General features: G+C 57.2%; 12 protein-coding genes and 1 pseudogene. 6 read left to right on the top strand and 7 right to left on the bottom strand.

Going from position 1 to position 11,804, the window contains the following annotated elements:
• From WBM93_RS00760 to WBM93_RS00735, 6 genes are all read right to left on the bottom strand, one after another.
• Nucleotides 1-254, bottom strand: a 254-nt coding sequence (locus WBM93_RS00760) for an ATP-dependent metallopeptidase FtsH/Yme1/Tma family protein (RefSeq protein ID WP_424427181.1), incomplete at its 3' end; no start/stop codon positions are given.
• A 166-nt stretch (nucleotides 255-420) separates the two neighbouring features.
• On the bottom strand, nucleotides 421-1,374 hold the full coding sequence (gene tilS / locus WBM93_RS00755; RefSeq protein ID WP_424427177.1) for a tRNA lysidine(34) synthetase TilS: 954 nt from the start codon (nucleotides 1,372-1,374) through the stop codon (nucleotides 421-423).
• Between the two features lie 3 nt (nucleotides 1,375-1,377).
• The gene (locus WBM93_RS00750; protein WP_424427175.1) at nucleotides 1,378-2,244 is read right to left on the bottom strand and encodes a tetratricopeptide repeat protein; all 867 of its coding nucleotides are present in this window, start codon (nucleotides 2,242-2,244) and stop codon (nucleotides 1,378-1,380) included.
• Between the two features lie 121 nt (nucleotides 2,245-2,365).
• Nucleotides 2,366-3,202, bottom strand: a complete 837-nt coding sequence (locus WBM93_RS00745) for a helix-turn-helix domain-containing protein (protein WP_424427173.1) — start codon at nucleotides 3,200-3,202, stop codon at nucleotides 2,366-2,368.
• A 174-nt stretch (nucleotides 3,203-3,376) separates the two neighbouring features.
• A complete protein-coding gene (ptsP, locus tag WBM93_RS00740) occupies nucleotides 3,377-5,659 on the bottom strand; it encodes a phosphoenolpyruvate--protein phosphotransferase (RefSeq protein WP_424427171.1) in 2,283 nt (760 codons plus the stop codon).
• A 103-nt stretch (nucleotides 5,660-5,762) separates the two neighbouring features.
• Nucleotides 5,763-5,921: a YdcH family protein gene (locus WBM93_RS00735; protein WP_424427169.1), complete on the bottom strand. Its 159-nt coding sequence runs from the start codon at nucleotides 5,919-5,921 to the stop codon at nucleotides 5,763-5,765.
• A gap of 193 nt (nucleotides 5,922-6,114) precedes the next feature.
• On the opposite strand from WBM93_RS00735, the gene WBM93_RS00730 reads away from it, so the two are divergent.
• Together WBM93_RS00730 and WBM93_RS00725 are read left to right on the top strand one after the other, a co-directional pair.
• Entirely contained in the window at nucleotides 6,115-6,312 is a 198-nt protein-coding gene (locus tag WBM93_RS00730; RefSeq protein WP_424427183.1) for a YdcH family protein, read from the top strand.
• Nucleotides 6,313-6,471: 159 nt separating this feature from the next.
• Nucleotides 6,472-6,927, top strand: coding sequence for a DUF1465 family protein (locus WBM93_RS00725; RefSeq protein ID WP_424427167.1), 456 nt, complete (start codon nucleotides 6,472-6,474; stop codon nucleotides 6,925-6,927).
• Between the two features lie 17 nt (nucleotides 6,928-6,944).
• Here WBM93_RS00725 and WBM93_RS00720 read toward each other — a convergent pair whose 3' ends face one another.
• Entirely contained in the window at nucleotides 6,945-8,045 is a 1,101-nt protein-coding gene (locus WBM93_RS00720; RefSeq protein ID WP_424427165.1) for an alkene reductase, read from the bottom strand.
• A gap of 130 nt (nucleotides 8,046-8,175) precedes the next feature.
• Between WBM93_RS00720 and WBM93_RS00715 the strand changes: the two genes are divergently transcribed.
• From WBM93_RS00715 to ssb, 4 genes and pseudogenes are all read left to right on the top strand, one after another.
• A complete protein-coding gene (locus WBM93_RS00715; protein ID WP_424427163.1) occupies nucleotides 8,176-8,841 on the top strand; it encodes a COQ9 family protein in 666 nt (221 codons plus the stop codon).
• Between the two features lie 165 nt (nucleotides 8,842-9,006).
• Nucleotides 9,007-9,276 carry a FeoA family protein gene (locus tag WBM93_RS00710; RefSeq protein ID WP_424427161.1) on the top strand — a complete coding sequence of 90 codons (270 nt, stop codon included), beginning with the start codon at nucleotides 9,007-9,009 and terminating at the stop codon, nucleotides 9,274-9,276.
• A gap of 3 nt (nucleotides 9,277-9,279) precedes the next feature.
• Nucleotides 9,280-11,139, top strand: a complete 1,860-nt coding sequence (gene feoB / locus WBM93_RS00705) for a ferrous iron transporter B (protein WP_424427159.1) — start codon at nucleotides 9,280-9,282, stop codon at nucleotides 11,137-11,139.
• Nucleotides 11,140-11,185: 46 nt separating this feature from the next.
• A pseudogene (gene ssb, locus WBM93_RS00700) lies at nucleotides 11,186-11,728 on the top strand (single-stranded DNA-binding protein).
• The last annotated feature ends 76 nt before the right edge of the window (nucleotides 11,729-11,804 follow it).

Genomic DNA, 11,804 nt, shown 5'->3' with positions numbered 1-11,804 from the left:
CCGACGGGTGTGGTAGAAAATTTATCGCCATTTGTTAGTTCGCCGGTGATCTTGTCCGGCGCGATGGACACGCTTTTCACGCTGCCCTCTTCAACTTTGTTGCGGAACGAAGAATAGCTGATTCCTGTTCCCGCGTCGGTTGCGGCACCGGCCCCGAACATCGAGACGGTGAGCAGAAGCGCAACGATCACGCCAGCCCAGATGAACATGCTCTTCATCCAGGGATTTTCTTTGGGATCCTGTTCGTCATTCATTGCACATCTGTCCTGTAATCATTGCTGCAGCGGGAGATCGGCATCAAGCCGCGACTTTCTTGTTCCTCTAAAGATAGTCCTTTTGCGGCCAATGACAATATGGGCACCAATGTTTTTACCGATCAGAGTAATTCAAGCGTTTCCGGAGGAGTGAGCGTCGCGTGATTCAGCTATTCCGGCGCTTCGGAGCCGCCTCGAACGTCCACTTCGCTCCGCCCCGGCATAAAATATCACCCAGAGTGATGGTTTCGCCCTGTTCGAGAGCGATGATCGTCTGGTCAATCTGATGGCCGCGGGGAGATAGAGAGGGCTCACAAATATGCAAGCACTTGAGCAGCAGACGCCGCTGGATCTCGTGCGGGAAGTCGGCCTTGGTCAGCGCGCAACCGTTTTCCGTGCTTTTGACATGTTCCGCGGCAAGCTGCTCGACATGCCATTCGATAGCCTCGCGCGCCGCACCCAGCGCGCTCGCGCTCTGGCTGGCGAGGCTGGTGTCAAACCCTTCCAGATCCTTGAGCGCGTTACGCACACGAACGCGATCGAAGCCCTGGTCGTGATTGGTCGGATCGTCGACGGCTTCGATGCCGTGGCCTGCGACATAGGTTTCCAGCGCTGATTTTGGGAGGTGGAGCAGAGGCCGGACAATATTGCCACGTTTTTCCCTTATGCCCGACATCCCGTCAATACCGCTGCCGCGCAATATTCGCATGATCATGGTTTCCAGCTGATCATCGGCATGGTGGGCGGTTGCCAGCCAGTCGATATGGCCTTCCCTCATCCAGTCGTTCAGCAATCCATAGCGCGCGCGCCTCGCAGCGCTCTGTATACTGCCGCGGATCGGCACAACCGGTCGAAGAATTGCATGGGGTATGCCGCGTTCGCGACAAATTGATGCGACAAAATCCGCTTCTGTCCGCGAGGCAGGGCGCAAGCCATGATCGACGGTCGCTGCGGCAATCCTGCCCGGACAGGCGTTAAATGCCAGCAATAATAGAGCTAGGCTGTCGGGACCTCCCGAAACCGCCAGGCCGAGTTTTTGGTCATTTGTTTCAAATGCCGGAACCAGCCGGCGAAGTGCCTCGGTAAATTCGTTGTTGAGCGAGGCGGTATCATCATTCATGGGCTACTTGCAGTTGGCGGAGGTCTTGCCCGACGCCACCCGATCAGCAAGCCGGCCGCTCGCAACTTCGGGATAGACCTCCTGCATTTCCGCCAGAACCCGGCAGGCATCAGCATTTTTTTTCAGTTGCACGAGAGCGGTACTCAGAAAATAGAGGCTGTCCGGTGCGCGTTCGCCCCGTGGCCGTTTCTGATAATTCTCGTACAGGGCCACGGAAGCTAGTGCAGGCTTGCTATCGTCGAGATAGGCACGACCGAGCAAGTTCTGGGCGAAACTGGCGCGCCGATGGCCAGAATGTTCCTCTGCCATTTTTTTTAGCTGTGCCTGTGCTTCTGGATAGAATTTTGCTTCCCACAGCCGGTAGCCATAAATATAGGCATCTTCAGCAGAATCCCCGGTATCCGGCATGACAATCGCGGCGACGCCGACAACCCGCTCGGGATCGGGAGCAGCCTCTGGTGCCGCTTTTGGCGTCACTATCGGTGTCGATCCGTTGGCGCTTGCGCTGTCCGAACTGGTTGTTGACTCGCCTGTCGCGGCCAAGCGATCTTCAATTTTTTTCAGTCGAAATCCGTTTTCCTCAACCTGACCGGTGAGGTTGGCGAGGCTGGCTTCCAGCGCATCGACCCGGGCAATCAGATCGGTGACAGCCGAGGTTGTGCTTGCTGGCTTAGGTGATGCAGGGCCGGTATCGGCTGTGATTTCGGGTTCGAAGTAACGGGTCGCACCGCCGGGAAAAACCTTGCGCTGGATCGCACGCATCTCTTGCTCGAGCCGATCCACGCGCTTGTCCGTATTTGCGTTTTGCGCTGATGCCGGTGTGCTGGCAAGCAAACTGGCAAGCAGGATTGTGATACCGAATATCTTCATCGAAGCCTCCGCTGAATTTACCGTATATTAACCATATACCATGCTGAAAAGTAAAGAATATTATCTTGTGAAACCGGCCAAATTCCATCGACTGCTGTCATTTTGCCGGTTTGGAAGGGGCTCAATCAGTAGGCGGGTTGGCCACCGGATTGCTGGCTTCTCCGCGCGCAAGCAATGCCGCCGCACTGACCCCGACATCCTTGATTGTCCGCTCGGCGGTGCCCAGTTGCGGGACCACCTGACCGTCTATGGTGACGGTCAACGCATCGGGGCGTCCGGTCAGGATCTGGGGATTGTCGGCATCGGCCGGAACGGTGAACGTATCTCCGGCCGCCATCTGGTCTTCGAACAGACGGTCGCCGTCGGCATTGTAAACTTTCATCCAGACGGTTTCGGTTGCGGTCAGAATTACGGTTCCTTCGCTAGATGGTGTCGGACCGCTGTCCTCGATATTCTGGGGCTCGCTATTGCCCGAAACAGCTTCGGTCCCGGTTGCCGATCCGCTGTCCGCGACCTGCGTCATATCGCCGGGGTTAAGGATCACGGTGCGCCAAACCAGATAGCCCACGAGCACCAACACGCCGATGCCGGCGGCAGCCCAAGCCAGATAGCGGGGCGGAATGCTGGAGGGGTTGGCCGGGGCATATCCACTCATTTCGGGTTGATATGCGCCGTGACCCTGTTCTTCCATTTCCTCGCGCAACTGGCTGCCGATGGATGCGTCGCTCAGCCCGACCGTTCGAGCAAAGGATTTTGCAAAACCGATTGTGTAAGTTCGTCCGGGAAGCGCATCGAAGTCGCCGCTCTCGAGCGACGCCAGATGGCGCTGCGGAATCCGGGTCTTTTTCGCGATCTCTTCGAGCGTCAAATCTTTCTGCTCGCGCGCCTGGCGCAACAATGCGCCTGTGCTTTGCAGATGTGGTTCGACATTATCGTCGTCTTTGGTTTCTTCGGCCACTCAATACTCCCTTGGCCGGATCATCTTGCGACCCTATTTCGCACGCCCCCGGATACTCCTAGAAAAAAGCCAGTTTGGGCGGCAAAAGTCAATGACTATCATAGTCGATTTGCCGCATTTCACCAATTTCGGCCATTCGGCAGAAACTTTGGCGGCCTATTGCCTGAATAGTGATCAGTCCAGATCTACGTTGTGCTGATTTGCCCATTGTTCAAGACGCATTCTCGGTTCCGCTGGCGCTTCCTTCAAAATGGCCTCAAGCTCCAGTTTGGCCTCCCCGAGATCCATCGAACGCACCATCGCCTTGATCGGACCAACCGACGCCGGCGTGATCGACAAATTGCGAATACCCAATCCCAGCAGCGCCAGAGCATCCAAAGGACGGCCACCCATTTCTCCACAAACGCTGAGAGGAATTCCGAATCGTTCGGCATTGTCTGACGCGCGACGCATGAATCTGAGAATCGCCGGACTCATCCAGTCAAACCGCTCGGCCAGCCTCGGGTTGCTCCGGTCGGCAGCAAAGAGAAACTGTGTGAGGTCATTGGTTCCGATCGACAGAAAGTCGAGCCGGTCAGCCATCAAATCAAGGCATTCTGCCAGCGCCGGGACTTCGAGCATCGCGCCATATCGGATCTGCGACGGCGGCATTTTCTTCTGGCTGTGCAGATAGGCGCGCTGGCTTTCAAATACCGCCTTGGCCTCGTCAAATTCCCAGGGCTCCGCGACCATCGGGAACATGACATTCAGCTTTCGTCCTGCGGCTGCCTCGATCAGGGCACGGGCCTGCACTTTCATCAGCGCATCCCGTTCAAGGCCAATGCGAATAGCGCGCCATCCCATGGCCGGATTGTCTTCTTTCGACTCGCTGGTCTGAAAATAGGGCAATGGCTTGTCGCCACCGATATCGACGGTGCGGAATATTACCGGCTTGTCGCCGGCCGCATCCAGCACATCGCGGTAGAATCTTGTCTGGGCGGTGCGGCCGGGCATGGTCGCAGCGACCAGAAACTGAAATTCGGTCCGGAACAGTCCGATGCCGTCTGCGCCAGTCATGTTGAGCAGAGCCATATCGTCCCGTAATCCCGCGTTGATATTGACGGTGATCCGGACGCCGTCTTTGGTCACGGCTTCCTTGTCGCGCAGCTCGGAATAGACGGCGCGCTTTTTCTGACTGAGCTCGAGCTGCGCTTCAAATGCATCTTCCATCGAAGGGCCGGGCCTTACGAACACGGCTTTTTCATCGACGTTGAGCAGCAAAAGATCGTCTTCCCGCACCACTTGCCGGATATTTTTAACCTGACCGAGAATGGGGATGCCCATCGCGCGGGCGATGATCGTGACATGAGCGGTCAGCGAGCCTTCCTCGAGGACAACACCCTTCAGCCTCCGCCGGTCATATTCGAGCAGTTCCGCCGGGCCCAGATTGCGGGCGATCAAAATCGTATCCTGCCGCAACCCCATTTTTGCCGCCGTCCCCATTTGTCCGGACACGATGCGCAGCAGGCGATTGGCGAGATCTTCGAGATCGTGCATGCGTTCCGCCAAAAGCGGGTCATCAATCTGCCGCATCCGCATACGGGTGTGCTGTTGCACTCTTTCGATCGCCGCTTCCGCGGTCAGGCCGCTGTCGATCGCCTCGTTGATGCGCCGGCTCCAGCCCTCGTCATAGGCAAACATCTTGTACGTCTCGAGCACTTCCTCATGCTCGCCGCCGACACCGAATTCGGCCTGGCTGGTGATCTGGTCGATCTGGGCGCGCATCTTGTCGAATGCCGAATAGACCCGATGCCGTTCCGCCTCGGTATCTTCCGCCACTGTATGCTCGATTTTCACCCGAGGCTGGTGAAATACCGCGTGGCCCCGGGCCTTGCCCTTGACCAGTTGCAACCCGCTGAGGCGACTGGCGCCGACGTCGAAGTTGATTGTCTCTTCAGTAAGATTGTCGTCGACAAATTCGGCACTGCTGATCAATTCGGACAACACCATCGCAGCGGTCTGGAAGGCCTCGATCTCTTCTTCGGAATAGCGGCGCGGCTCGACATGCTGGGCACATAATACACCGATTGACTGCTGGTTGCGGATGATCGGTACACCGGCAAAGCTGTGAAATTTTTCTTCGCCGGTTTCCGGCCGGTACTGGAAATCGGGATGGCTGGCCGCTTCGTCGAGATTCAGCGTCTCGACATTTTTCGCGATATATCCGGTGAGACCTTCTCCCATCGCCAGTTTTGTCACGTGAACCGCTTCTGCGTTCAGTCCGCGAGTGGCAAAAAGCTCCAGCACGCCATCCCGGCGCAAGTAGATGGAGCAGACCTCGCTGCTCACTGCTTTGGCGATCGTATCAACGACCTTGTTCAATTTTTTCTGGGCATCTCCGCGCGACGCCATGATCGTCCGCAAGCCGGTCAATATGCTGCGGGCGGTCTTGGTGCTGGAGGGGTCGGTTGCGGGCATGACGTTCGCCTAGCAGAAAGGCCAAGTGAGTGCGATATCGAATAACAGCCAATCGGCCAGAGCTGATCTAGCCTATCGGTTCAGTGCGAGCAGCGTCGCCGGTCTAGGCTGAATCCAGCAGCTCTTCTTTCAGTCGAAGCTTCTCTTTCTTGAGACTATGGATTCGAATCGTGTCGGGAAGTGGTCGGGTTTCTTCTTCATTGATCTTGCGCTCGAGCGCTTCGTGCTTGTTGCGCAATGCTGACATGTGATTCTTATCCATTAAGATCTCCTCAAAACTGTTGATTTTGAAATTGAACGAGGATGAAAGCTTCCTTTCCTGCTGCAGTCGCCAAAATCCGCTGGCGATCGGGCTTCATGGTTTAATTGTCTTGGTTTCGACATGATCCATGAATAGGGATAGGATTGCAAAATTGTTGCGCCGACGCAAGGGGTGAGATTAAACCACAATGGGTATGAGCGATGAAGAGTTGCAATCCCGGCTTGAACTGCTGAAAATCGAACATCGCGATCTCGACGAGGCTATTGCCGCGCTGATCGCGTCAGGAAATCCCGACCAGCTAAGGGTGGCGCGAATCAAGAAGAGAAAATTGCAACTGCGCGACCGCATCATCCTGCTCGAGAATCAGCTCATCCCTGACATCATTGCCTGATGCACGGGCTAGAGCACGGAGTAGTGACAGGTTAACCACGACTGTCCACCAGTTAACCCCGGAAACGTCTACGTGTCAGTTTGGAACAGGCGTGTTCCGAGCCGGCTGAAACGCGAAATTACCTGTCCACAGGGGGTTATATTTTGCTACGGAACAAAAATGGCAGATCGTGAATCACTCCTGACTCCGAAATTACTGGACGCGCTTTATACCGAAGCGATGGTGCTGGCCGACGAGGCACGGTCCTATTTTGAATCGGGGCGATTCAACGAGGATTCCAATCACGATAGCAATCTGGCCGTTTCCTTTTCCTGTGAGTCGCTGAAAGTGACCACAAGACTGATGCACTGCATTGCATGGCTGTTGAACCAGAAGGCCCTGCACAGCGGGGAATTGTCCGAAGGGGAAGCCTGGAACCAGGATCGGGCGCTCGGCTATGCGCCGGCCACCGACCAGATGATGGTCGATTGCTTTCCGCAGGAAGCCCGCCAGATCATCATGGCCAGCGAAGAATTGTTTCAACGTCTCCAGCGCCTCTCGGCGCGGCTACAACAGGAGCTCGAAGCTGAGTCAGCGGTCCAGGACATGTTCCGCCGACTGCAGAGCACCTTTTAGCCGGGCGACAATGGCTCTCAGGCCGTCACCGCCTCCTTTTCCTCCATCGTCGGATAGTCGACATATCCCTCCGGTCCCTGACTGTACCATGTCGGGGTGAAGTCGATCGGGTTGAGCTCTGCGCCGGTCCGGAACCGTTCGGTCAAATCGGGATTGGTCATGAACGTCCGGCCAAAGCTGATCGCATCGGCCTTGTTGTCGGCCAATGCTGCGGCCGCATTGTCTTGAAAATAATCGCTGTTGAGCACCAGCGGACCTTTGAACACCGGCCGGATGTCAGGACTGACGGGCGGAACATCGGTATTGCCATAGGTTCCGTGGGCGGGCGGCTCGCGCAGTTCCAGAAAAGCGATGCCGATCTTGTCGAGCAGTTTTGCCGCTGCGGTGAACGTTTCGACCGGTGTCGCGTCATCGGCGCCCTGGGAGTCGCCATTGGGGGACAAGCGAACGGCGACCCGGTCACCGCCCCAGACATCGACCAGTCGCTGGGTCACTTCGCCGAGCAGGCGGATGCGGTTCTCGACCGGTCCGCCATATTCGTCGGTCCGCAAATTGGTGCCGGAACGGATGAACTGGTCGATAAGATAGCCATTGGCGCTATGCAGCTGCACCCCGTCAAAGCCGGCCTTCTTGGCGTTTTCTGCAGCATTTTGATAATCATCGAGAAGAGCGGGAATTTCGGAAACTTCAAGCGGTCGTGCTTCTTCATAGTCCCGCTTGCCCTGATAGGTCCGGACACTGCCCGGTGCGGTTGTCGCGGAAGCGGAAACCGGTTTTTCGCCGCCGAGAAAATCCGGATGCACGATGCGGCCCATGTGCCACAGCTGGCAGATGATCCGGCCGCCGGCTTGATGGACCCGCTCGACAACCGGTTTCCAGGCTTCGGTCTGCGCGTCGTTCCAGATACCGGGTGCAAAGGGCGTGCCGAGGCCCTGCTGGCTTATCCCGGTTGCTTCGGAAATTATCAGGCCTGCACCGGCGCGCTGGCTGTAATATTCCCCCATGATCGGGGTGGGGACATGTTCCATCGTCGCGCGGCAGCGGGTTAGGGGAGCCATGAACATGCGGTTCGGGGCCTTGATGGCGCCGACGGAAATGGGATCGAACAATGTGGTCAAGATAAAATTCCCTGAAACAAGAGGTCTGAGTGGTTAATCGAACAGTTAAGAGACGCGCTATCCAAATGCAATGGTTTGAAACCAAGCAATTTCTGTCTATATTGATAGCTCTGATTTCAAAGGAACTCCCATGCCCTTATCGCTTCCCGAAGATCCTACCCTGGATGAAGTGCGCGCCTTTCTCGCTCCGGGACTGGCCGCGCAGGCCGCGTTTGACGGCTGGAACGAGAAAGCGGTGGCGGCCACTGCGGAACTGGCCGGTGTTGATCCTGATCTTGCAGGACTCGCGTTTAACGACGGTCCGGTCGATATGATCGATGCCTGGTTCCAGGCAATTGATGCGCAAATGGCGGCGAAATACAGCGCCGAAGAACTTGCCGCGATGAAAATACGGGTGAGGATCAAGGCGCTGGTCGAAGCGAGGCTGGAAGCGCTGGAATCGGACCGTGAAGGATTGCGACGTGCATTGGCGATTCTGGCTGCACCACCCCATTTGCGCAAGGCTGCAAAAATGGGCTGGCGCGCAGCAGACAAGATGTGGCGCCTCGCCGGAGATACGGCGACGGATTATAATCATTATACCAAACGGACCCTGTTATCGGGCGTTTACGGCAGTACGATCAGCGTTTTTCTCGATGATGAAAGCGAAGGCTATGCCGATACCCGCGCCTTTCTGGATCGCCGTATCGAAAATGTCATGCAGTTCGAGAAGGTCAAGGCCAGGGTCATCGGCCGGGGTGGCGACAGGTTCAGCATGGCGCGCTTTGTCGGCCGGTTACGCTATCGGGGAGCGTGAGACCCGGCTTGCCGACGCATTTGATTTGGGGGCCGCCACCGGACGACGATAATGCATGGCCAGGCTCCGCATCAAGCGCGCGGCACAATGCGGTAAAAAGACTCGCCAAGACTAATCAATAATGATAATCAATCGCAATTAGGAAAGTCGAGTTGCGATAGATATATGTCAATAGCCACAACCCTGGACCAGCTGTCACTCAAGCAAACTGCCGAAATCGTGACGATCGACTGGGCCGCTATTTCCGACAGCGAAGGCCGTCGGCTAAGAGCGCTGGGCATCGATGAAGGTATTTCCGTGGAGAAACTCCACAAGGGCATGTTCGGTCTCAATGATCCCATTGCGCTGAAAGTCGGACGGATGATGATTGCCGTCCGCAAATCGCACGCACAGGCGATATCTGTAAAACTGGCATCGTTAACGATCCCCGCCTGATCGATGACCCATTCCGCTCCTCTCATTGCCCTTGCAGGCAATCCCAACTCGGGCAAAAGCGCGCTGTTCAACGCGCTGACCGGCGCGCGACAGAAGATCGCCAACTATCCCGGTGTGACGGTGGAGCGCAAATCCGGCCATTTTGCCTTTGCCGATGGCCGGCCTGCCGAACTGGTCGACTTGCCCGGTAGCTACAGTCTCGACCCGACCAGTCCCGACGAGGAAGTGACCCGCAAGGTCATCATGGGCCTGCAGCAGGGAGAGCGCAAACCCGACGCGATTGTCATCGTGCTCGACGCCGCCAATCTCGATAATCATTTGCGCTTTGCCCTGGAGGTGATCGCGCTCGGCCAGCCGGTCGTGGTCGCGCTCAACATGATGGATCTGGCGGAACGCGACGGGCTGACCCTCGACCCGGCAAAGCTTTCCGAAGCCCTTGGCGTTCCCGTGGTCCCGACCGTGGCGGTGCGCCGGCGCGGGCTGGAAGAATTGTCAGCTGCCCTGGAAAACCGTCTCCAGCAAAAAAACAGCGCGCCGGAACCGGTGGTCAGCAAGACACGTGATCACGGGTTGCGCAAGCAGGCCAAACTGATCGCCAATCAGGTGATAATATCCGAAACCGCTGGTCGGCGCTGGTCGGAACGGGCGGACGCAGTGTTCCTTCATCCTTTTGCCGGACCTTTGATCCTGTTCGCGGTGCTGTTCGTGATGTTCCAGGCCGTTTTTGCCTGGTCAGAGGCACCTATTGGCTTGATCGAAAGCGCCAGCGAATGGGTTGCCGCTGCCGTTGAAACCAATATGCCGGCAGGTTTTCTGCGCGATTTCATTATCGAAGGCGCGATTGGCGGTGTCGGTTCGGTGGTCGTGTTCCTGCCGCAGATCCTGATCCTGTTCCTGTTCATCCTGCTGCTCGAAGCCAGCGGCTATATGACCCGCGCGGCCTTCATCATGGACCGGCTGATGGCCAGTGTCGGCCTGTCGGGCCGCAGCTTCATTCCGCTGTTGTCATCTTTTGCCTGCGCCATTCCCGGCATCATGGCGACACGGAGCATCTCCGATCCGGGCGACCGGCTGACCACCATATTGGTCGCGCCCTTGATGACTTGCTCGGCGCGGCTTCCGGTCTATGCGATCATCATCGGCGCGTTCATTCCGCCGACCACCGTCGGACCGGGCATTGGTCTGCAAGGGCTGGTGCTGTTCGGGCTCTATGTATTCGGCATTGTCGGCGCGATGATCGTCGCGCTGGTGCTGCGCTCGACGGTGACCAAGGGCCCAAATAGCGGATTCCTGATGGAAATGCCGAAATATCAGCTGCCGCGGATGAAGGATGTGCTGATCGGCCTGTGGCAGCGCGCGTGGATTTTCCTCCGCCGTGCCGGCACGATCATCTTTGCCGCGACCGTAGTTTTATGGCTGCTGCTGACTTTTCCGAAAGTACCGGAAGACAGCGCGATGAGCCAGGTCGACTATAGCGCAGCAGGGCGGATCGCCAATGTCATCGCGCCGATCGTCAAGCCGGTCGGTTTTGATCGCGATATCGCGCTCGCCCTGATCCCTGCGATGGCCGCCCGCGAAGTCGCGGTGGCAGCACTGGCCACCACCTATGCGATCGATGCGCCGGATGAAGAAGCGGAGGCCAAGTCCCTGACCGAGCGCCTGCAAAGTCGCTGGTCGCTGCCGACCGCTTTGGCCTTTCTCGCCTGGTTTGTCTTTGCGCCGCAATGCATCTCGACCATCGCCGTAACCCGCCGGGAAACCAATGGCTGGAAGTGGCCGATCTTCATGCTCGCCTATCTTTTTGCGCTCGCATATGTCGCAGCCGGTATTACATATTGGAGTGCCGTCGCCCTCGGTCTATAGAGTCTCCAAGAATCGATAATCACATATATTTTTTGGGGAATTTGAAATGGCCGGCGGCATCAACAAAGTCATCATCGTAGGCAATCTGGGCAAGGATCCGGAAGTGCGCACCTTCGCCAATGGCGGTAAAGTCTGCAATTTCAGCGTCGCCACGTCGGAAAGCTGGAAAGACAAATCGACCGGCGAGCGCAAGGAAAAGACCGAGTGGCACAATATCTCGATCTATAACGAAGGCCTTGCCGGCGTCGCCGAAAAATATCTCCGCAAGGGCAGCAAAGTCTATCTCGAAGGCAAGCTGCAAACCCGCAAATGGCAGGACCAGTCCGGCAACGACCGCTATTCGACCGATGTCGTGTTGCAGGGCTTTGACGCAAAAATGGAAATGCTCGATGGCAAGCCGGGCGGCGGCGGTCAGGGTGGCGGTTCCAATGACGGTTGGGGCGGAGGTCAAGGCGGCGGCGCATAGTCAGGCGGCGGTGGTGGCGGCAATGACAGCTGGGGCCAGACCGGTGGTGGCTCGGGCGGTTCCGGCGGTGGTCAGGGCGGCGGCGCTTTTGACAGCGACCTCGACGACGACGTTCCGTTCTAGGTTTTTCACGATAAGCTGATTGATGATAAGCCGGCAATATCCAGAAAGCGGATGTTGCCGGTTTTTCATTGTTGGG

The organism is Parasphingorhabdus sp. (assembly GCF_049667325.1).
GTDB lineage: Bacteria > Pseudomonadota > Alphaproteobacteria > Sphingomonadales > Sphingomonadaceae > Parasphingorhabdus.
The sequence above is the reverse complement of the archived record's forward strand: the minus strand, read 5'-3'. Positions and strand labels throughout refer to the sequence as shown.